Annotated in this window: 24 protein-coding genes; 5 read left to right on the forward strand and 19 right to left on the reverse strand. The window is 44.1% G+C overall.

Translation table 11 applies throughout. From position 1 onward, the window contains the following. The first annotated feature begins 122 nt into the window (after nt 1-122). Nucleotides 123-557, forward strand: coding sequence for a thioredoxin TrxC (gene trxC, locus OCT63_RS08760; RefSeq protein ID WP_269983585.1), 435 nt, complete (start codon nt 123-125; stop codon nt 555-557). 485 nt (nt 558-1,042) lie between these two features. After that, nucleotides 1,043-2,194 carry an MFS transporter gene (locus tag OCT63_RS08765; protein WP_269983586.1) on the forward strand — a complete coding sequence of 384 codons (1,152 nt, stop codon included), beginning with the start codon at nt 1,043-1,045 and terminating at the stop codon, nt 2,192-2,194. A gap of 232 nt (nt 2,195-2,426) precedes the next feature. Here the strand turns inward: OCT63_RS08765 and OCT63_RS08770 are convergent, their stop codons facing one another. Next, complete coding sequence (locus OCT63_RS08770; RefSeq protein WP_269983587.1) at nt 2,427-3,320, reverse strand: helix-turn-helix domain-containing protein; 894 nt, start codon at nt 3,318-3,320, stop codon at nt 2,427-2,429. Nucleotides 3,321-3,370: 50 nt separating this feature from the next. Between OCT63_RS08770 and OCT63_RS08775 the strand changes: the two genes are divergently transcribed. Next, the gene (locus tag OCT63_RS08775; protein WP_161673606.1) at nt 3,371-4,768 is read left to right on the forward strand and encodes an MATE family efflux transporter; all 1,398 of its coding nucleotides are present in this window, start codon (nt 3,371-3,373) and stop codon (nt 4,766-4,768) included. Between the two features lie 105 nt (nt 4,769-4,873). Here OCT63_RS08775 and OCT63_RS08780 read toward each other — a convergent pair whose 3' ends face one another. Both OCT63_RS08780 and OCT63_RS08785 read right to left on the reverse strand, forming a co-directional pair. Continuing rightward, the gene (locus tag OCT63_RS08780; RefSeq protein ID WP_269983588.1) at nt 4,874-5,269 is read right to left on the reverse strand and encodes a nitrous oxide-stimulated promoter family protein; all 396 of its coding nucleotides are present in this window, start codon (nt 5,267-5,269) and stop codon (nt 4,874-4,876) included. Between the two features lie 2 nt (nt 5,270-5,271). After that, nucleotides 5,272-5,787, reverse strand: a complete 516-nt coding sequence (locus OCT63_RS08785; protein WP_060466719.1) for a GNAT family N-acetyltransferase — start codon at nt 5,785-5,787, stop codon at nt 5,272-5,274. A gap of 97 nt (nt 5,788-5,884) precedes the next feature. Between OCT63_RS08785 and OCT63_RS08790 the strand changes: the two genes are divergently transcribed. Then, on the forward strand, nt 5,885-6,115 hold the full coding sequence (locus OCT63_RS08790) for a DUF2986 domain-containing protein (RefSeq protein WP_017058245.1): 231 nt from the start codon (nt 5,885-5,887) through the stop codon (nt 6,113-6,115). Nucleotides 6,116-6,230: 115 nt separating this feature from the next. On the opposite strand, the gene OCT63_RS08795 is transcribed toward OCT63_RS08790, so the two are convergent. From OCT63_RS08795 to OCT63_RS08835, 9 genes are all read right to left on the reverse strand, one after another. Then, the gene (locus OCT63_RS08795; RefSeq protein ID WP_269983589.1) at nt 6,231-7,154 is read right to left on the reverse strand and encodes an ABC transporter substrate-binding protein; all 924 of its coding nucleotides are present in this window, start codon (nt 7,152-7,154) and stop codon (nt 6,231-6,233) included. A 2-nt stretch (nt 7,155-7,156) separates the two neighbouring features. Then, nucleotides 7,157-8,032: a metal ABC transporter permease gene (locus OCT63_RS08800; protein WP_017058243.1), complete on the reverse strand. Its 876-nt coding sequence runs from the start codon at nt 8,030-8,032 to the stop codon at nt 7,157-7,159. Beyond that, nucleotides 8,032-8,766 (reverse strand): metal ABC transporter ATP-binding protein, encoded by a 735-nt coding sequence (locus OCT63_RS08805; RefSeq protein WP_269983590.1) that lies wholly within the window; start codon nt 8,764-8,766, stop codon nt 8,032-8,034. The genes OCT63_RS08800 and OCT63_RS08805 overlap by 1 nt, the downstream gene beginning before the upstream one ends. After that, nucleotides 8,766-9,701 (reverse strand): metal ABC transporter solute-binding protein, Zn/Mn family, encoded by a 936-nt coding sequence (locus tag OCT63_RS08810; protein ID WP_060466716.1) that lies wholly within the window; start codon nt 9,699-9,701, stop codon nt 8,766-8,768. The genes OCT63_RS08805 and OCT63_RS08810 overlap by 1 nt, the downstream gene beginning before the upstream one ends. Nucleotides 9,702-9,717: 16 nt before the next feature. Next, complete coding sequence (locus tag OCT63_RS08815) at nt 9,718-10,296, reverse strand: DUF6162 family protein (RefSeq protein WP_161684439.1); 579 nt, start codon at nt 10,294-10,296, stop codon at nt 9,718-9,720. Next, nucleotides 10,293-10,628 (reverse strand): hypothetical protein, encoded by a 336-nt coding sequence (locus OCT63_RS08820; protein WP_269983591.1) that lies wholly within the window; start codon nt 10,626-10,628, stop codon nt 10,293-10,295. The genes OCT63_RS08815 and OCT63_RS08820 overlap by 4 nt, the downstream gene beginning before the upstream one ends. 114 nt (nt 10,629-10,742) lie before the next feature. Then, nucleotides 10,743-11,579, reverse strand: a complete 837-nt coding sequence (locus tag OCT63_RS08825) for a DUF4198 domain-containing protein (RefSeq protein ID WP_269983592.1) — start codon at nt 11,577-11,579, stop codon at nt 10,743-10,745. Nucleotides 11,580-11,662: 83 nt separating this feature from the next. Beyond that, complete coding sequence (locus OCT63_RS08830; RefSeq protein WP_161754895.1) at nt 11,663-12,181, reverse strand: DUF2271 domain-containing protein; 519 nt, start codon at nt 12,179-12,181, stop codon at nt 11,663-11,665. A 69-nt stretch (nt 12,182-12,250) separates the two neighbouring features. Next, complete coding sequence (locus tag OCT63_RS08835; RefSeq protein WP_161684443.1) at nt 12,251-12,880, reverse strand: PepSY-associated TM helix domain-containing protein; 630 nt, start codon at nt 12,878-12,880, stop codon at nt 12,251-12,253. A 421-nt stretch (nt 12,881-13,301) separates the two neighbouring features. Here OCT63_RS08835 and OCT63_RS08840 point away from each other — a divergent pair, with 421 nt between their 5' ends. Further along, nucleotides 13,302-13,622, forward strand: a complete 321-nt coding sequence (locus tag OCT63_RS08840; RefSeq protein ID WP_269983593.1) for a hypothetical protein — start codon at nt 13,302-13,304, stop codon at nt 13,620-13,622. Between the two features lie 125 nt (nt 13,623-13,747). On the opposite strand, the gene OCT63_RS08845 is transcribed toward OCT63_RS08840, so the two are convergent. The 7 genes from OCT63_RS08845 to OCT63_RS08875 all read right to left on the reverse strand — a co-directional run bounded on the left by OCT63_RS08845 (nt 13,748) and on the right by OCT63_RS08875 (nt 20,941). After that, complete coding sequence (locus OCT63_RS08845; protein WP_269983594.1) at nt 13,748-14,926, reverse strand: tetratricopeptide repeat protein; 1,179 nt, start codon at nt 14,924-14,926, stop codon at nt 13,748-13,750. Next, nucleotides 14,923-15,543: an energy transducer TonB gene (locus tag OCT63_RS08850; RefSeq protein ID WP_060466709.1), complete on the reverse strand. Its 621-nt coding sequence runs from the start codon at nt 15,541-15,543 to the stop codon at nt 14,923-14,925. The genes OCT63_RS08845 and OCT63_RS08850 overlap by 4 nt, the downstream gene beginning before the upstream one ends. Before the next feature lie 19 nt (nt 15,544-15,562). Beyond that, on the reverse strand, nt 15,563-15,967 hold the full coding sequence (locus OCT63_RS08855; RefSeq protein WP_004739212.1) for an ExbD/TolR family protein: 405 nt from the start codon (nt 15,965-15,967) through the stop codon (nt 15,563-15,565). Beyond that, the gene (locus OCT63_RS08860) at nt 15,964-16,524 is read right to left on the reverse strand and encodes a MotA/TolQ/ExbB proton channel family protein (RefSeq protein WP_017058232.1); all 561 of its coding nucleotides are present in this window, start codon (nt 16,522-16,524) and stop codon (nt 15,964-15,966) included. The genes OCT63_RS08855 and OCT63_RS08860 overlap by 4 nt, the downstream gene beginning before the upstream one ends. Further along, complete coding sequence (locus OCT63_RS08865; RefSeq protein ID WP_269983595.1) at nt 16,524-17,900, reverse strand: MotA/TolQ/ExbB proton channel family protein; 1,377 nt, start codon at nt 17,898-17,900, stop codon at nt 16,524-16,526. The genes OCT63_RS08860 and OCT63_RS08865 overlap by 1 nt, the downstream gene beginning before the upstream one ends. Continuing rightward, on the reverse strand, nt 17,900-18,667 hold the full coding sequence (locus tag OCT63_RS08870; RefSeq protein ID WP_161679681.1) for a DUF3450 domain-containing protein: 768 nt from the start codon (nt 18,665-18,667) through the stop codon (nt 17,900-17,902). Before OCT63_RS08870 ends, OCT63_RS08865 begins: the two co-directional genes overlap by 1 nt. Nucleotides 18,668-18,844: 177 nt before the next feature. Next, nucleotides 18,845-20,941 (reverse strand): TonB-dependent siderophore receptor, encoded by a 2,097-nt coding sequence (locus OCT63_RS08875; protein ID WP_269983596.1) that lies wholly within the window; start codon nt 20,939-20,941, stop codon nt 18,845-18,847. Nucleotides 20,942-21,220: the final 279 nt, after the last annotated feature.

Consider the following 21,220-nt stretch of genomic DNA (forward strand, 5'->3'; position numbering starts at 1 on the left):
CATTTACCTATTTATTGTTTGTTTTTATTTAAGTATCGTATCCTAGTTTTAAACAGTATAAGCGCTCCGTACGCAATTCGTAAATCGAGTTAGCCACGGAGTTACAATAAAAAGAGAAAGTTATGTCAACATTCAACACTCGATGCCCATCTTGTAATGGCGTAAACCGAGTTCCTTCAGAACGAGTTTCAGACAGCCCAACTTGTGGTAAATGCAAAACAGCACTGCTAGACGGTGCGCCTGTCGAAGGCACTTCACTTAATTTCCAATCTATCTTGAACAGTTCACAGCCTGTAGTTGTCGATTTCTGGGCGACATGGTGTAACCCATGTGTGGGTTTTGCGCCAGTGTTCAGCGACGTTGCAAAAGAACGTTCTGGAGATGTTCGATTCGTTAAGATTGATACTGAAGCTCAGCAACAGCTTGCCGCAATGCATCAAATCAGAAGTATTCCGACGGTAATGGTCTTTAAAGACGGTAAACGTGTCGATACGATCAACGGTGCATTACCAAAAGGTCAATTTGATCAATGGCTTAATCAAGCTCTCACTAAGTAAGTTTACTCCGATTCTTTCAGTAATCAGCAAACAAAATAGGTTAAGGAGCCTTAATGGATAAGGCTCTTTAACCTATTGTAAATCTGCCTGTTTTCTCTAACCTGTTCTTCTAACAAGCAAACCGTAACACTAGGGTCTTCCGACAGCCGCGACCAGTTCCACATCGAGGTGGCACATCAACACTTCTTCGATTTCTCACGGATACACGCGTGTCTATATACGGTTCATTGAATTTGTTTTGTAACTAAGTTCAAGTCAACGGTCTCTTCTCTTCCAAATTAAAAGCCAATGAGAAAATAATTAACGGCTTTTCTAACCTTATAAATTGATACCAGATCATAAAATATCTTCATTGTATTTTGGTGTATATACGATAGATCTCTTTTATCTTAACGACCATTTTTATTCGTTTTACCCAATTCACTTTCTACTACATAGTCGCGGGAAATTCTTAATTTCTTTCACTTTAGATAGAGGCTCCTGCATTGGAAAACGTTCAACCACCAACTCGCATCACCGTTCCGGTTATTGCGCTGTCTTTTTACGCGATCGCTTCAGGTTACTTAATGAGCTCACTACCATTAATGCTTTCTGAGTATGGCTTAGACAGTAGTTTATCGAGTTGGCTGGCGAGTGCATTCTATGCGGGTCTACTGGCTGGTACGTTATTGATTGAACGTGCAATTGCTCGTGTTGGTCACAAAGACGCATTTGTGATGGCACTGAGCATTTTCATCGCTACAATCATTGTGTTACCAATGCTTCCACACCAGGCAGTATGGTTACTTGCTCGCTTTGTCGCAGGTGTATCTGTGGCAGGCATTTTCGTGATCGTTGAATCTTGGTTAATGAGCGGTGAAGAGTCACAACGAGCAAAACGCTTAGCTATCTATATGTGTTCACTCTACGGTGGCTCTGCTATTGGTCAGCTTGGCATTGGTTACCTAGGTATTACAGGCGGTGTCCCTTTCATCGCAATTTTCACCCTGTTGTTTGGGGCAATCATTGTATTAATATACGGACAAGCGACACCACCACCGATCCACGATGCGCAGTCTTTGTCTTTTAAGCAAGTCAGCAAGTTGAGCCACAGCGCTCTAATTGGTTGTATCGTATCGGGCCTAACGCTAGGCGCGATTTATGGCTTGATGCCTGTTGAGCTAGCTCAGCGCAACATTTCTCAATCTGACATTGGAAGCTTAATGGCTTTGGTTATTATGGGGGGTATGGCTGTTCAGCCTATGGTGACTTGGTTATCACGTTATGTAGGTCAAGTTCTATTGATGGCTTTGTTCAGCTTACTCGGTGTCGCGAGCATTGCTGCATTAACTATGAATCACGAGCTTCAAATGTTAGGCATGAGCTTGTTTGTGTTGGGGATGGCGACATTTGCCCTTTACCCTATAGCAATTAACTTAGGTTGCCGTAACTTAGACCCAAGCTATCTGGTTTCAGTGACTCAAATCATGCTGCTTTGTTACAGCATCGGTTCGGTTGCAGGCCCACTAGTAGCAGACAGCTTCATGAATTCACAAGCAGGTCTATTTACTTACCTATTTGCGTCTCTGCTTGCGACAACTATTTACATGCTTATGGCGAGCCTCAAACGCTCTCCTCTTCAAATCGCAGGCGAGTAATTAAATCGCGTCTGTATAATTGAATTATAATCACACAAGTCGCTGCATTGTGATAATTGATGATGTTTGGGGGCTCTTCATTCAGACTATTTAGTCTTAAGGAGAAGCCCCCTTTTCAATTTTAGGAAATCAACCTCGATAAGAAAGCCCACAAATACATAAAATTCGACGCCAAAATTGAAAAACATCAACATCACAACCTTCCTAACCCTTTAAACAAAAGAGCAGTCGCTTAACTTGTGACTCGGTGACTCTTTCGGTATTGACTTGGTGACAGCCCAAAATGCTTTTTGAAACGATGTGAGAAATTATAAGGATCTTTGTAGCCTAATCGATTGGCAATCATCGACACCGACCAATCTTGATGTTTCAACAAACTGGTCGCTTTGTCCATTCTAAGCTGGATCAACTTGCTACGAGGGGAAACGTTAAACAACAATTTAGTCACTCGGTTTAGCTGTTCTTCACTAATAAACACCCGCTCCGCCATACCTGCCACTGTCCACGTTAAATGCAGACTACTTTCGATTTCGTTGTATAACGCTTGAACACGTGCCGTGGTGTTGGTCGATTTAGGCTCAAACCCCGTTAGGGTTCGAATGATCTCGCTCATGAGGAGTTTTCTGTAACTTGAACGGCCGCCAATTTCAAAGTGAATCAAGTTCATCAGCGACCAAACCTGTTCGCACTCTCCGAAAGGCACAATACTCTGACCCAAGCCCGCAATATGTTGCCATTGCAATGTATCGGGCGTCAGCATCCACGCCATTTTCCAATAATTGTATTGAGGATCAAGCTCGAAGCGAAATGACGTTCCCGCAGGCAGAACCACAAGCGTGTATGGCGTGATGGCTTGTACCGAGGTTGAAGTGGTGAGGATTCCTCCTCCTTCTTGAGTAAAAATCAACGTATGAACATTCACAGATTCACGCTCAACCCAATACGCGTCATACAGCTTTGCCATGCCACCCATATAAACACCGCAGCTTTTCATCTCTGGAATATCTTCAACGGTCAAAAAACGTTCTTTGCAACGCTCTGCGAGAAAAACTTCATCTTGCCACGTTGTTTTAGGTTTCATAACATCAATGACGGATTCGCACAGGTTTTGTTGTTTTTTAAACATGTTGTTACTTCACTCAAGTCACTATAGTTCTGCCATAAATCGGAGAGCTTATGACAACTAACATCAACCCTAACTCATCTATGAATAACAAGCCAGAGAGCATCTTACCTCGTATCGTGAAACTTGGTTTGCCCGTTGCTTTGCAAAGTGCACTGGTGGCTATTCTTGCCCTTGCTGACGTCTTAATGGTCAGTGATTTTGGTATGGAAGCAGCCGCCGCTGTGGGAATTGCATCAAAATGGCACTTCGTTGCGATTATGATTATGGCAGGGTTGGCCTCAGCAAACGGCACATTAGTCGCTCAATACTGGGGGAAGAATGACCGAAAAAGTGCGCGCACCGTGTCATCCATCGCAATGGTGTTTGGCTTAAAAGTTCTGCTGCCTGTCACTGCAATCATCACTCTTGGTTCCCAGTTTTTAATGATGTTGCAAACCAGCGATCAAACCGTCATTGAGCTTGGTGCTACTTATCTTTGGTACGGCTTCCCTGTTTTGCTGCTTACTCACATTGTGGTCGTGGTAGAAGCGAGCATGCGCTCATCAGGTGACACCGTCACCCCACTATTGCTCGGTGCGGTGACGATTGCCCTCAACATTGCGCTTAACTTCGTACTCATCAAAGGGGCCTTTGGTATTCCAGCGATGGGAGTTGCGGGTGCGGCACTAGCAACCACCCTAGCGCGCTTGATTCAAGTGGGCCTGATGTATGGCTACATGCGTATGCGCAACCATTGGTTGTTAACCACGCCTAGCTCACCACATCGTCCATCACTTGGGTTGTCTTATCGTCGTATTGCTCTGCCGCTAACGATGAATGCGGTATTGTGGGCAATGGGGACGATGGCGTATCAAATGATCTTTGGTCATATGGGCACAACAGAACTGGCAGTCTTCTCAATGCTGGCGCCTTTTGAGTCGCTATGTTACTCGATTTTCTTTGGTATTTCGGTGGCATGTTCAGTGCTACTTGGTCACTCACTGGGTCGTGATGAATTTGATGACGCAATGAGCATGGGGCTGACATTTATTAAGGCCGTGGTTGGGTTTGGCGCAGTTGTCGGCCTTATTCTCTTCCTAGGAAAAGAACACGTATTGAATTGGCTGAACTTAACGGACGAGAAACTATACCCACTCGCTTCGCCAGCGATGATGATCATGTGCTTTGCGGTAGTGATCCGTATGTTAAATATGGTGATCATCAACGGCATTATTCGTGCTGGTGGAGACAATGCATTTTGTCTGCGTATGGATTTCATTGCGATGTGGATGGTTGGTATTCCAGTGTGTGTTTACGGCGCGTTTGTCGCGGGATGGGATTTCAAATACATCTATGGTCTGATGCTCGTGGAAGAATTAGTGAAGCTCACTATCTGTTCACACCGTTACCTGAGTCGACGCTGGATCAACAACCTGACAGTGACCTACGAAGAACCACAAGCGGCGTAATCTCTTACGTTCAAGGTTCTAGGTTTAGGCATCGGCTATAAACACAAAAAGGTCTGATTTCTCAGACCTTTTTCATTTTTGGTACAACCGTTTTTAGATCGCCAGTTACTTCTTATTCATTCGGATATGGCGATTAGACACGTTTGGCAGTGGCTTCTCTGGCACTTTCCGTTTTTCATGAATCAAATGTCGAATCGCTAAAACCGGATGCTTGAGTAGCATTCTTGGCCCAGCATAACGCATCACCAAACGCATTTGCTCTTTCGGATCCGGTTTATAGCAATGAATCGGACACTTGTTACAGGTCGGCTTTGCTTCGCCATAAGGACATCGATCGAGCCGTGTTTCGGCGTAACGTAACAATTGCTCACACTCTTCACATAACGCATTATTCTGGCGAACTTCATCGTGGTGATCTTTGCAATAGATGTGCACCATCGCAATAACGGTTTTGTACTCCGTTGCCAGCTCGCCTTGTAGAATATTGTTATGTTGGAACATGTTTAATTACCTAATGAGAAACCGTACAGGTTGAGATTAACGCTTTCGCTTATCACATCTTCAACTCGCTCGAACACAAAGCCTAACTTAGTCAGTAGTGCGATGCTTCGAATATTATCAGAGGTAGTGATGGCAACTAAATGATCGATATCAGCATTCTGCTTAGCTTGTTCAATTATCGCCTCCGCTGCTTCTTGGGCAAAGCCTTGACCATAAAACTCAGGAACGAGACCATAACCAATATCATGCGACTCTAAGGTATCCCTTTTGATTAATCCGCAGATACCAATTGGCGTTGAAGAATCCTTGATTTCAACCATCAACAAACAGACGCCTCTCTCTTCATGCATCTTAAGAATGTTGTTTTCGATGTACTCCACAGCCTTTTCAGTATCGCTGATTTCCTTATCACCAATGTAACGCAGGAAATCTTCTGAGCTGTATAATCGTTGAATAAACGCCGCATCTTGATAGGTAATCATTCTTAATCGTAAACGTTCGGTCTCGACTGCCTGCATAGTGATATTTTCCTTGCTGAGTACCATGTAAATATTGAGTTCTAGAACTAAAATGATTATCCTCCACCGCCTAAACTAAATACAAGGCTATGCAGCAATGAACCGTAAGAAAAAAATTAATCAAATTCTAAAAAAGAAGCAGAAACAGGCGAATTCAAAACTGCATGGTAGCAACAAACCTCGCTACATTTCTAAAGCTGACCGCGCAAAAATGGAAGCGGAAGAACAAGAGAAAGCCGCTCAAGAACAAGTTGAGGGGGCAGTCGAAGCAACTGTTGAAGCTGAAGAAGCCGGTATCGAAACTGAAGAGAAAAAAGCTGTAGAGTAAATTGTAAACTCGCAGTTCTCTTGTCTAACACTCTGAACGGAGCCAATGGACAAGTACAAAAAAGCAGCCTTTATTTGGGCTGCTTTTTTGATCCTACCGCTTTTAATTTCACTGATTAACTTTTGAAAGGCTGTACTTCCCAACGGGCAAATGGCGCTTTTGCGTTAATCCCTGCTCTTCCCCAGCGGTCTACCGAGTCAACAACAAGAATTCGCTCATTAGGCACCAGTGACTTAATCAAAGTCGTAGGCTTTTTCGCGGTGACTAACCAAAGCGCATCGTCTTCAGAAAACATCTCTTTAAGCTTGGCTTTGTCTTGCTCAGTCCACTCAAGCTCAGCTTTGAACATGCGCTCTTCAACAAACAGTTGGCTGCCAGACGCAAAATCTTCCAAGCTTTCTGAAAGCAACAACACTGAATCTACGTCGTTATCCAATAACACCGCTTGTTGCTTGTTAATCAGTTCACGAACATCAAGCATCACGCGTTGTAGGTTGCTATCAATCGTCTCAGATTGTGCTGGCCACAATAACTTAAAGTCGTCAGCTACAATTGCCGCCATACGCGTTAAGTTAGTTGGGTTTAACCACGCGTATTTAGACACATCACCATTCGACAATTTAATCGCTGCAACACCTTGTGCACGCGGTGTAATCGCTTGAGCCGCATCCACCTCAACCAAACGGATATTACCTTGTCTTGCGTATACAAAGGTAGGATCAGCTTGCCAGATGGATGACAACGTTAACGCAACGGTCGCCTTTTCACCTGATTTAAGTACTTTGCTTACGCCCTTAGTACCAAACCAATTCGGCAGACGATCAATACCGTAGCGTTTTGGTGGTAGGTACTCGGTCGTAATGTCAGTGCCTTTGGTTAGCTCTGTCGCTAATGCGTAGGTCACGGGCGTACTGGTGAGGATATCCTCTGCGTTTACGTTGAAAGATACGATTGGGGTACCTAACAATATGCTGCTGACTGCAGTCACTTGAGCCGTTACTTTTAGTGAACTTGAAATACGATTCATTAAAGAAGTCATGATTATGCCTTTCTTACAATTCGGTATAGCGTTGCCGCTAGGAAAAACGTTGCGGAAACGATGATGATTGACGCACCCGATGGCACTGGCAGTTTTAGCTCCATCGGCAATACTGTTCCGACCAAACATGCGATAGTTGCCAATAACGCAGACAGTAAAACAAAGCTGCCCATGCGTTTGGTTAGCAGTCGAGCTGTTGCTCCTGGGATCAGCAATAACGCGCCAACCAGAACCGCACCCACTATCTTCACGGCAGCAATCGTCACTAAGGTGATCATCATGACAAACAAGTAATCATAGAAACTGGTGTTGTAACCACGTACCTTTGCAATATCAGGGCTGATACAAGTCAGCAGAATACGGTTGAACGTTGGTATCAAGAGCAAAATGATGAGTGCGCAACTGCCTGCGAGAATCATCAAGTCTTGGTCCGTTACGGTAAGAATTGAACCAAACAGTACGTTCTCAAGCATGTGAATATTGATCTTACGTGCCACATACATCAGCAATGCCGCACCAACCGCTAACGCTAGTGCAAGGAAAACACCGACTAAGGTATCGTATGGGACGTTGGTCCTATTTCTTACAAAATGAAGAAGCAGAGCGAAGATCATACAGAAGCTAAACAAACCAATAATTGGGTTTTCTGGTGGCTCGCCAAGCAGAACACCAATAGCGATACCGGTTAACGCTGCGTGACCGACGGCTTCAGAGAAGAAAGCCAGACGCTTCGCGATCACCAAAGTACCAAGGCCACCTAGTAATGGGCCAAGTAATAACGCGGCAACCAGTGCATTCACCATGAACGCATACATGAAGCTGTCTGATAACCAACCCGCTTCAACACCAGTTACGGCAAGTTGTCGTAACCAATCCATTACGCCACCTCCTTCGAGTTAACGATGGCTGTACCACTGCTGTAATGCTGGAATAAGCTTTCAATTTTGCTTTGATGCAATACTTGTTCGTGTGGACCGCTATCAACCAAGAATCGATTAATGACATGTACGTTCGCTTCAAGGCGACGCACTGCGGTGACATCGTGGTGAACCGCAAGAATCGTGCAGCCTTCATCAACGCATTCACGAATGAGAGATTCAAGATAACGAACGCCCTGCTCGTCCATACCAGTAGTCGGTTCGTCCAACACCAGTAAGCTTGGGTTATCCAATAAGGCTTGTGCAAACAACACACGTTGTTGTTCACCGCCCGATAACTGCCCCATACGACGGTCACTACGAGTCGCCATACCAACACGGTCTAGCTGCGCTAATGCAAGATCCAATTGCTTGGATTTGCGACGCCAAAACAGTGGGATTCGAGTTTGATTGAGTAACACAAAATCCATGACCGTCAGAGGTAAGCTCGATTCGAAGGTCGCCTTTTGAGGAACATAACCAATACTTGGCTTTTCTGGCCAATGAATATTGATTTGTCCAGAGAAAGGCGTAAGACCAAGAACTGAACGCAGCAAAGAGGTTTTGCCACCGCCGTTTGGCCCCATGATCACGTGACACTGACCCGCTTTAAGTTCTAGCGAGATATCATCAAGAATCACATTGTTGTCGTATTGCAGACCGAGTTGATTAATTGAAATCGATGGACCCAGCATTATGCGTTCCCGCTTTTATCTTGGTTCGCTGCCGCAAATTTCATTGCTTCGATTAACGTTTCTAGGTTCTTCTTCATCTCAACTTCGACTTTATCGTCTTCATATTCGCCGTGCGTCATGTGAGAGAAACGGTAAAGCTGAACGCCAGTTTCCGCTTCAATGGTGTCAACAAAACGGTTTGGCATGTTGAGCTCGTAGAACAGAACATCAATGCCTGATGCGCGGATCTTCTCGATCGTCTCTTGCAGTTGGCTAGCACTTGGTTCCACACCGTGTGCAGGTTCTATCACTGCCGCCACATCAACACCAAATTCTTGAAGAATGTAGCCATAAGCATTGTGCGTAGTCGCTACTTTCATACCTGATGTATCTAACTCACCTAATGACAACATCGCATCACGCTTCATAAAGCGAAATTGCTTGGCGTACTTACGTGCGTTCTTGCGATAAAACGTAGCGTTGTCTGGGTCGAGTTTAGAGACTTCACTGGCAATGGTGTAAACCTTTTGAATCGTTGTCGAAAGCCCAACAAAGGTATGCGGGTTAACGGCACCTTGACCAACAGACTGGCCAAGAGCAGGAAGCAAAGGCACTTCCTTGTTTGCCTCAATCACGACTAAATCATCACGTTGCGCGGCTGAAATCACTTTAAGCGCAAAGTCGTCATGACCAATACCGTTTACTACGATTGCATCCATCTGGCTCAATCGCTTTAAATCATTGGGTTGTGGTAAATAATTGTGTGGGTTGAAACCTGCGTCAACCAAAGGAAGAATGTTCACTTTGTCACCCACCACCGCTTTTACATAGCTGTAGTAAGGTTGGAGGGTTATGCCAATCGTTAGCTTATCGCTATCGATCTTGTATTCTTTTGCCAATGCATTGGGTGTCATTAACACCGCCAATAACGACATGAACAGAGTCATAATTCGCATAGTAATTCTCTTATTATTAGTGAGCATCGCTTTCATGATGCTGTTCAATTTCTGATTCGTTCACGACCATTTTCCAACCCGTAGACTCAAGCGTGTGTTGGTCAAAAGTAGCTGGCTGTTTCGCTACACCACCCAAGAAGATCCAGATCTCAGGAGAAACGCTGTTCGCATTTAAAATAAAGGAATCCGCAGAACCATGCTCGGTTGGCGTAGCTTGCTCACTTGGACTAGAAAAGTAATAACCACGCTCGTCCAGTACCCAAGCATGAGAACCTTTGCGCTTCCAACTCTGATCTTCTACAAACGGGGCAACCCATTCATCTTTAAGTGATGCAACACTCGGCCATTCACCGTCTGAGTCCATGCGTAGGTCACGGATTTCTTCATGAGCTAAACGCAGCTCTGACAACATTGCCAAATTTTCTTGCTCAACATCGGTCACCAAAATTTGATGATCAAGTACCGCTTTCACGTGAGATTCTGCTTGATGAAATGGGATAGCGACCGTGGAAAAGCTCAAGATGAATAAAATGATTAACCCTACCCATTTGCCTTCTCTGCCACCCGTGTCAGCACGTACACCTTGAATCATCATTTTTCGCTGATCTCGACAACGTCTACTTCAACAGGAAACTCATGGCCTGAATCGAATACAAGGTAGAACTCAGTGTCAGGATTTGGGAATTCAACAATAGAACGCTTATCTGTCATCTCTTTGGCAATCAAATTGTCTTCGTAATCGTACATCTCAACCGCGTAATCAATCGCTTTGCTGCCATCCGAATAACCCGCTTCACAGGCAACAGTTTTGCCTTCAAACCAGCAGCTCATCAGTGGAAAGTGTGCTTGCACAGGTAATGCAGCGGAACCAAGTCCCAGAGCCAAGCATGGAGTGATGAGCGATTTTAGTTTTGTTTTTATTGTCATGGTTCATACCTCAGCCACGGTGCAAATTCTCAGTAGTAAACTGAGCGATAAAGGGCTCAAATGAGCCCTTAAGTTTTTTGGTTCTTAATCAGGGATCTAGCCCGATATCACAGGTTATTGAAGCAGAGCTTCGAACGTTAGGTGAACATTCGCACTTGCTTTGTCAGCCAGTGGGTTGTTAATCAACTCACCTTTGTAGTTCGCTTTCATTACGTAACGACCCGCTACGTCTGGAGTGAACGTGATTTCACCGTTCTCATCACTCACGACATCAATCTGTTCTTGGTGGTTGCGGTAAAGCGTGCCTTCACGAGTGATCTCAGCTTTCACGTCTTTTTGAATTTCGCCGTTGTAGAAGAATTGGAATGTCACTGGTTCGCCTTCAATGATGTCTGAAGGGTGCGTTACTGGCTTCATTTCAAGTAGCTTGCCTTCAATTTTGAAGACTGAATCCGATGGCTTACCTACCGTGATGTAGCTTTCTGCGCGAGTGAAACCGACTTGAGTCACAACGTCACGTGATTTTTCAGGCAGAACAGAATCACGCTCTGCTTTGTTTGCTTTAATCCATTTCACCGTGTCACGACGACCGGCCTTGTATTGCGTGTAGTAAGACGGCTGGTTGTTGATCGCTACTTTATGTGTGCCTTCTTCTTCAAAATAGAAGTCGAAGATTGAACGACGCTTGCCGCGAATCACAAAGTTAGGACGCTCGCTGCGGCCATCAGGCATGATGACATGAGCATTTTCGCTACCAGCAGGCTTATCAAAAACAAACGTACCGTGAGATGCAGTCACGTCGAACGTTAACCAGTCACCACCTTCTTTAGACACAGTAAAGTGAGACGGCAGGATCCAACGCGGGTGCGCTTGTGCTGTTGTCGTTACCGCTAGGCCGAATGCCATCACACCCGCTAGTGCAAGTGCTTTGATTTTTGTCTGTTTCATCATGTTCAATTCCATTATTTATAATTTTTTGCCGTGTCGCTTAACCTAAGCCTGCGAGGGATGCTGTTTATTTTGTTCACGCTTTTTTATTTAGCGATATAGTTCAGAGTGATTTTCCCCGTCTCTTCCGTTGCCTTTAATTCATAAGACGCGTTTGTATCAGTAAGTGATACTTTTTGACGAAGATAGTTACGACCACCATGTTCGCGAACGACTTCAATATGAACCGTGTACTCGCCTTGCTCTAGGATTTCACCGCTGTCACTCTTACCATCCCAAACAAATCGATAGTTCCCGGCAGGACGTGTAGCTGATGTCACAGCATCAACCAATTCACGATCGTAGCGTCCAACCTTTCGCCACCAGCTACGCAAATCTTTAAGCCATTCGTCTTTACCGACCCAAAGTTCAATCGTTTTCACTGACTTTCGTTCACTGTTTTCAATCCAGACCGCAACGTATGGACGGGCATACATTGAAGTATCAATCTTCGGTAGCTCGAAGTTCACATCCAGTTTTGCCGCGTCAGGAATTGCTTGTGCCATACCTAGGCTTGGCAAAAGAGACAAAGCAAGAAGTACCTTGCTCCAGTTCATTTTTTTCATGTTTAACAACCTTTAAATCCGTTTAACCTTTTCTTCATTACTCAATCCGATTCATCAATCGAATAAGCGTTAAGGCACGGCGACAAAATAGATAACAAGTGAGATTGCAGACCCAAACACAGTCCATTTTATAGAGGTATTCAGTGTTTTTTTCTTAGGTAACAGTAAACACACGCCAGTAAGTACAAAGAAGATCATCAGTAGTGCTGTGATATCGATAAACCATTTCCAAACTTCACCACTATTACGCCCTTTATGTAGATCATTCAAAAGCGCGATAACGCCGTAATTGGTGGTTTCGACTTCGACCATTTCAGACGTCACGTCGACAAATACAGAAGCGTTGTAACCTGGCCCTTTAAAGTCCATGGACACTTCCCCGATCAGCAACTCACCGTCTTCAATCTCCGCGTAGATGTCTAAGCCGGAAGGAACACCAGACAGATTGGCTTCTTCAAACAGAAACATCTCAAAAGCAGGCTCATCAGCTTTTAATCGACCGTTTTGGATCGTGAACAAACTCGTAGGAAGCGTTAACGTAGAGCGCTGGATATTGGGATGACTTAATTCAAATAACTCAGGTCGATTGAGGGTTATACCTGTTACTGAGAAGAAAAGAACAACGAACAGAAGCGCCATTGAAATATAAACATGAAGTCGACGAGCCCATGATTGAACTTCCCTACTTTTTAGCGACATACGAACCAATACCTATAATTTTTATGGCGTCAATTTAGTTGATAATAATTCGTATTGGCATTCAATTTACATTGTTTACGTTTGCCGAGCGATATAAGGAGATTTACATAACATTACATCGGAAGTCATCGAGCTGTATGCATATTCTTGCTAGCTTGTACTAGAGGTAATTGATAACTTGTATTGGAGATGACTGATAACAGCGTCAAACCTCAAAAAAACCTTAGCCTCAACATGCTCGATTGAGGTGGGTTTAAAATAAGCGCTGTGGCGTTAAGGAACGAAAGTTAGGACTATTTGATCGTTGGAACATTTTGACGATCAAGAACAAACGATGGACTCATCGGTTGATATGGTTTGCTAAAAAATAGAACCCATAACCGATTTAGAGATAGCTAATTAAGCTGAAAGGGATTTTGAAATGCGTATTATTGTTTTGGCTTTTGCTACGCTAGCAACTGCGTGTACTAGCCAAATAACCAACACGGAAGAGCGCATCCAAGAATATATCGGTTCAGACATAACTGATGTACAAGAACAGTATCTAACTGAACGCTCACGCCCTATCAGTTTTTGGGCATCTCGAAACTATGCTTGGATTGAGATGAAGAAGCCATTAGATAATGGTTATACTTTATATATATTTAAGAATCCTTATCGAGATTGTACCATTAACTGGATAGCTGGCACCGGAGGCGTGATTCAAAGCGCAACGTCTAGTGGCACGATGTGCAGCCCTTAAGCAATTTATCCAAACAGTAAAACGGAATGAACTTTAGCCGCCAGAATTAAAAAGGGTGTCATTTGAACCATCAGATGACACCCTTTTGCTTATTTATTTTTATCTTCTTTTTTCACTATCAGCAGTTAGACATTTCCGTTATCGCTGACTGTTCTAAGCTGAGTCAGATATTTAATCCAACCTTTTGCTTCAGACGAGGGATCGATGTTGTTCGCACGCTTTGCTTGAGCAAGAGCGTTATCTAGGTTCTTTAGCTTATACCATGATCGTACTTTCGCTAAAGCAACGTCGGCCTGTTTGTTTTTGTCTTTCACTTTGTCGAGAACAACCAGCGCTCGATCATAGTAACCTTGCTGAACCAACAGCTGAGCGACATTCCAATGATATTGGATGTCTTTTTTAGCCGCTAGCGTCCACACTTCAATGGCACTGTCCCACTCTTTAGCTAACTGCCAGTAGGTTGCTTGCTCAGCCAGAAGCTGAACATCACTGTTCGCATCATCTAACTTAGCGATCTCTTGAGCAGCACGCTCTGGAATGCCGCGTTTAGCGTAAAGCTGTGCTAACAAGCGGCGATCTGAGTTTTTCAGCTCAACGCCTTGTAAATCAGCCAGTGCTAACGTGTTCAATGCATCACGATTACGTTCCAATCTTAGCTGAATACCGACAAGTTGACGCCACCAGTTATCTTTCTCTGGTTGAAGTTCAATGAGGCTTTCCAGTGTAGGAATAGACTGCTTCCACTGCTTTAACTGGAGCTGTGCGCCGAGTTTTAGCGATAGAGATGATAACTCTGGTTTCGAATTAAACTTGTCGTGGTTACCGATGGCAACTAGGACTTTCGACCAGTTTTCAATTTGGTATTCCGCTTGTGCAATTCGCATCCAAAGCGTGTCTTTCTTTTCCGTTTCTGGGGCCGTTTTTACTAGCTGGTAGTAGTGCGGAAGCGCTTTTTTGAACTGCTGATCATTTAACAACAAATCAGCAAGCATGCGCTTCGTTACCCAAGCTTGTTCATCCACCAGTAAATTACTGTCGACCGCATAAGTAAGCTGTTTAATTGCCGCATCCGTTTTACCCTCTTGCCAATAAAACACACCCAACATTCGAGCAACGTACGCCTTATCGTAGCCTTTAGAAAGCTCCAAGCCTGCAAGTACGTCAATCGCTTGTTTAACCTGTTCATCTTGAGCCAGCTTATGCGCCTTTTGAACACGAATTGCAGTATATTGGGTTAGGTCTTTTGCTTGTGTTGTAAGGGGCATGAACAACAAGCCCACTAATATCCATATCTGTTTCATCATTTTGCCAACTTAAACTCTAGTTTCACGGTTTGACCAACCTGAGCTATCGCTTTTCCATCGACGACTTTCGGTTGATATTTCCATTTTTTAAGTGCTCTCATCGCTTCACGTTCAAACATACGACGTGGGTTTGCATCAGTGACTTCAATGTCAACTGGGCGTCCCGTTTCATCGATAGTAAAAGACATAATCACATGACCTTCAGCACCGCGCTTAAGCGCTTTTGCTGGGTAACGAGGCTCTACTCGATACAGAGGCATTGCCTGTTGGTTTGACCCAAAATCAGAAAATGTCGGTGCGTTAATCGCTAGACCATCAATGGATGTATTCAAATCCAGTGAAGGCAAAGAAGACATCGAATTCAGAGGCGTAACTTCAGCTTGTGACTGAGACGTTTGCGCTTCCGGTGGCGGTTCAGGCATTTCAGGTTTTTCAGGAACTGCGCGCTGTCTTCTTTGAACTTCTTGTTCTTGTTCCACCATCACCATGTTGAAACTTAACGTTTCGCTGTTATCTGATGAACGTTGATGGCCATTATCAACCATCCAAGCCATGAAAGAAAACAGAGCTAAGCCCAATGCTCCCGCTAACGGTAGAGCAAGAAATAGGCGAATCATTTATAAAGATCCTCCAAGATCATCGCTTATCAGCAGCAAGCGCTATGTTTTTCACGCCTGCACCTTTAGCGGCATCCATTACTTTAACAACCGTACCGTTGTATGCGTGTTCATCCGCTTGAATCACTAAAGATGCATCAGGTTGTTCTAGCAACAAGTGTTCTAGTGTTGCTTGAACACGTTCTACATCCACAACACGTTTATCAATGAAGATATCGTTAGCCGATGTGATAGCAACGAAGATACCGGCATCTTTTTGGCTAACCACGTTAGAAGCTTGCGGACGATTGACTTCAACTCCGGATTCACGCACGAATGAACTGGTCACAATAAAGAAAATGAGCATGATAAATACAATATCAAGCATCGAAGTTAGGTCTATTTGAGCCTCTTCGTTTTTAGAATGACGTCGACCGAGTCTCATCGTTGACTCCTTAAAGATTTTTCTAATTTTAATTCCAAGCGGCTACACACTTTTGCTAAGCGAGCATGAACAAACATCCCCGCTAATGCCGCGACCATACCTGCCATGGTCGGCAGTGTCGCCAACGAGATACCTGAAGCCATTAATTTAGGGTCGCTGCTGCCTTGAGTCGCCATGACATCAAAAACAGAGATCATACCGGTTACGGTACCTAGCAGACCCAACATCGGACAAATAGCGACTAACAGTTTAATAAAGTTCAAATTTTGATGTAGCAAGATACTTGCCTGCCCCAACCAGCCTTCACGAATGGCTTTAGCATGCCAAGAAGAGTGATCTTCTCTTTCACGCCACTTCTCAACCCACACTTTACGTTGCTTTGGAAAGTAGAACGCAAGATAAAGCACGCGTTCTACCACAAGCACCCAATAAACAAGGACAACAGCCGCTAGCCACCACAGAACGAAACCGCCCTGCTCCATAAAGCTTGATAAAGACAGCAGCCAGTCACTCGTTAACCAACTCGCTGGTAATAGAGAACCCGACAAAATATCCATTACGCAGCAGTCCCAACTGATGAAACAACAGCGTTTGATTCAATCGTCTTTTCTGCTTGCTCAGCCACAAGGCCAATACCTTGTTTCTCTAGAATATTGCGAATATTTTCTGCCTGAGTGCTAAGAATGTTGTGTGCAAGAAGAAGTGGCATGGCTGCAACAAGGCCAAGCACGGTGGTCACTAGAGCCATAGAAATACCACCCGCCATCACTTTAGGGTCGCCATTACCAAACTGGGTGATCACTTGGAATGTCTCGATCATGCCGGTAACCGTACCAAGTAGGCCAAGCATAGGGGCAAGAGCAGCAAGCAATTTCAGCATTGATAAACCTTTCTCTAAATGAGTTTGCTCATCAACCACCGCTTCTAGCAGTCTTAGCTCAAGGGCTTCAACCGTTTGGTTTTGCTCTTTGTCATAAACGGCAAGGATACGGCCAAGTGGGTTGTCACCCGCTTGCTCTGAATTTTTCAATTGAGAACGAATTTTTTGACGAGCAATCATCAAAGAAACACCACGAACCAGCGCGATAATCAAACCAATTGCAAGTAAACCAAGAATCACTTTACCGACTACGCCACCAGCTTGAAGGCGATCGGCTAGGCTTGGCGTAAGTGCTAATTGCTCTAGCATGAATCCGCGAGAAGGGTCGACAACCACGTTAGACACTTCACCATTCGCTAACGAAGAAAGTGACGCCAAAGTCGGGCCATTCGATGGCTGTTTTAGATACGCAATCGCATCCTCACGTTGGGTGTTCCAGCTCACGTAGCCTTGCTCTGTAACTAGCCCAATTGAACCTAGTCGGTAAGCATCAACGGTTTGTGTGTTTCCTTCACCATTGATGAACGCAATTTGAGATTTGCTAAGCTCTGAGCTCGCTTGAATCTGCTCATTCATGCTCGCCCAAAGACCCGATAGTTGTGGCATTGATGGCAGTGATTTAGCGTCAATGATCTGATTGACAGTCTCTGTATGTGCGCCACGATCCACGCTATTGATCGTGGAATTTAATTCGGCACCTAACTCTTTTGCATTTTGACGAACAACACCAAACAACTCGCCTAAACTGCCCGTTTCTAAACGAAGCTTCTCTTCTAAACGTGCAAGTTTGTTTTCATTTTCACTGAAGGTTCTGGTCAACGCATCTGTAGCGGCTTGGATTGAAGCTCGCTTCGTTGCCAGTTGTGCTTTGATCACTTTCAGCTCTTGCTCTGTTCTTTTGAATTCAGATTCACGAACAACGTTGTGGGAAGCTTGAGCACGACTCTCTGATTTAGCTTTATTAACGAGTTGAGCCGTCGTATCTGATGCAGAAAAAGCAGAAAATGAAAGTGATGTAATACAAAGTAATACTGCTAATGGCTGTAAGTTCATTACTTAACCTCCGCAACAGTTAAAGAAACAGGTAAAGTAATTAAGCTTGGTGCCGCTTGCTGACTAGCAACATCATAAGCCTTATCTAGCTCAGGTTTCATTGATGAATCAAGCTCTTGCCATTGATCTTTTACTTGATCCCAAGACCAATACTGACTGCCATTCAAGTTACGAGCCACTAGAGAAATTCGTCCCAGATACAAAACATCGGCCTCAATTGTTTTCTCGCTAGTTAATGCTACTCGGCCTTGATAAACACCCAACTTAATGCCGTAGTCCATCTCGATTTGATACGCTTCTAAAATACGGCGATATTTCTCTGCATCACTGACATCAGCACGAGTCATCATTGCTTGTAGCTTTTCAACTCTTTCTAGACGTTGCTCTTTCTTGATTGGCACATCTTGCTCTACTAACTGTTGAAGGCCATCAATCATTTGATACATCAAAGGTACAACACCCTGGCGTGTATATTTGATTTCGTCGATCTGCCCTTTAATACTTTGGGCTTCGTTGTTTTGGCTCTCAACCAATGCGGCAAGATGATCGTGATAGACTTCGAGATTTTTCACTTCTTCTTGCAGACGTTCAATCTCAGCTTGAAGCATCAAAGTGGCTTGTGAGCTTTTATCAATAACTTTCTGGCTCGATGCCGACGCGTTATTGGTCTTATTTTGAATAGATTGAGCTTGATCCAAGCTGTTTGCCATAGAAGGCACAGCAACCAAACTAATGGTAAGTGCTAGGCTAATTTTTAAAAGATTCATAATTGTAGTCATTTACTATAGAAGAAGGTCAAATGAGTTTTATTGATAAGCAGTCTCATTATCATTAAAAGTCACTCACATTACTAGGTATATTTTATGAAGTAGCAAAATAACAAAAGGGGAAAGCCTAAACTTCCCCCTAAATATTTATACTACCAATGACACCCTACCAACAAATTAGTATTTTATCTGTAGTGTGGCCATGTAGTTACGGCCTTCGCCGATTACTACGTCTTCTGCAAATTGATGGCTTGACGAAGTAGAACCACCACCTGCTAGGTATTCTTTATCAAATACGTTTTCAACCGTTAGACGAGCAACAAAATCTAAAGAATCATCGTATTTCATCGTATATGCAGCTCCCATATCGACACGAGCATAGCCATCTTTCTTAAATGTGTTCGCACTATCACCGTAGCGTGAACCTTCGTAGATAAGGCCTAAATTCACATCAACTTCGTTGGTTGCGGCATAAGTAGACCAAACACTTGCTGCAAACTCAGGTACATCTGCAGGGCGATTACCTCCATATGTTTCATGGTTAGCAATTTCAGCGTCTAAGTACATTGCAGAACCAGACATTGAGAATCTTTCCGAAATGAAACCTTGCGCACCTAACTCAGCGCCACGGTGAACTTGCTCACCACCTTGTGTCTTAGTCCAATCACCAGACGCAGTATCTTCTACGTCCATTGAGATGTTTTCTTGAGTAATGTCAAAGACTGCACCCGATACAAATAGGCGCTCGTCCATCAACTCCCACTTAGTGCCTACTTCGTACGATACACCAGTTGCGGCATCAAGAAGTTGGCCATCATTGGTGTACGTGCGTCTGCCACTAGAAACAACACCTTGAGGTTCGAAGCTTTCAGAGTAAGAAGCGTAAATGCTACCGTTTGAAGCTGGATGGTAAATCACGCCTAGCTTAGGTGCTACGTTCTCTTCTGCCACACCAGAACTGACTTTACGGTCGAAACGAGCGCCCGCAAGAACTTGCCATTCATCGTTAATAGTAACCAAATCTTGGATATAGAAGCCCCAAGTATCGTAAGTACTCATCTTGCCTAACGATGTTGGACCCACTGACGGAGCTGGTACTGTTGCATCTGGTGCATATTCGCCACTATTGAAACGGTCCATACCGCGATAGTAGCTGTAGCCCAACCAGTTAGCACCGAATAATAGTTTGTGCTCTGTGTCCGCGAGCTCAGCAGTTGTTGTAAGATCGACATAAGCCGTTCTGAAACGCCATTTGTCATGACGGTAGTTACCGCCTTGAGTCACGGTACCCGTACCATCAGGGTTCATATTTTTAAAGCTTGGGTAGCTTTCCATATCAATACGTTCGAAATCTTGGTAGTTAAAACCTGTTTTTACTGACCATATATCCGTTAGGTTAGCGGCAATATCAAAACCAACGTTCTCAACATCGTTTTCAATCTGTGACCACTGCGCATCCCAAATGTGCTTGTCGCTACCAACTCGATTGCCATCTAGGGTGTATAAAGAGCCCGAATCGACACTGCCATCGTCGTTAGTTTTGTCGTAATGAACAGAAACCGTTACGTCTTTAGTTACATCGTAATCAACAACTACCCCACCAACAAAACGTTCTGTTTGAGGTTCAGAGCCGTCACCATACGTTCTCCAAGAGTTGTAACTTTCTTTAGATAAGATTGCACGACCACGTAGAGTTTCAGCCTCGTTCAACGCACCGCTTACATCGACCGTTGTGCGAGAATGATCATTAGAACCAATATCTTGACTAACACTCACTTGCGTATCGTAAGTTGGCTTTTTGCTGACCATATTGATCAGACCACCTGGCGCAGAAATACCATAAAGAAGACCTGAAGGGCCTTTCAATACTTCAACACGCTCTAGCAATTCGATAGGTTGGCGGTAGTGAGACCAGTGTTGTTGGCCATTCTTAAGGAAGCCTGAAGAGCTCCCTACAGAGAAGCCACGTAGAGAAAAACGCTCACGGTTACGGCTTGTACCACCCGCACTTACACTCGCATCATTCTTCAGAACGTCACCAAGCGTTGTTGCACGCTGTTCATCGATGATTTGCTCATCGATTACTGAAACTTGTCCCGGAGTCTCTAACTGAGTTGCTTCCATGCGCATTGCAGTGGTGTTCGTATCGGCCTTGTAGCCATAATCACGACCTTCTACGACCATATGCTCGTCTGTTTGTGCTGTTTCTGCCAATACTGTTGGTGAAGCCAATACCGCGCCGATCACTAAAGCCAATGGGCTCTTTGAAAACATGTCCTTTACTCCGCTATTCTTTTTATCCGAGCACTTTTTTATTTATTCGCTGTGCTCATTAGGCCGTTACCGGCACCACTGAATTATTTCGCAAGTGAATATAAGTGATAATCATTACTATTTGCATTAAATTTACATTCTTTGCATTTGTAAGGCTTTGTAAAGGAACGAAGGGATATTGATTACTTGCATATTAACAAAGTTCATTTGATACAACAGGTTATATGCCCACCGTTAGAAGATAGGTTTATGGGTAGAAACTATCGCTATCCGCATTAT

Source organism: Vibrio sp. RW, assembly GCF_027587105.1.
Taxonomy (GTDB): domain Bacteria; phylum Pseudomonadota; class Gammaproteobacteria; order Enterobacterales; family Vibrionaceae; genus Vibrio; species Vibrio toranzoniae.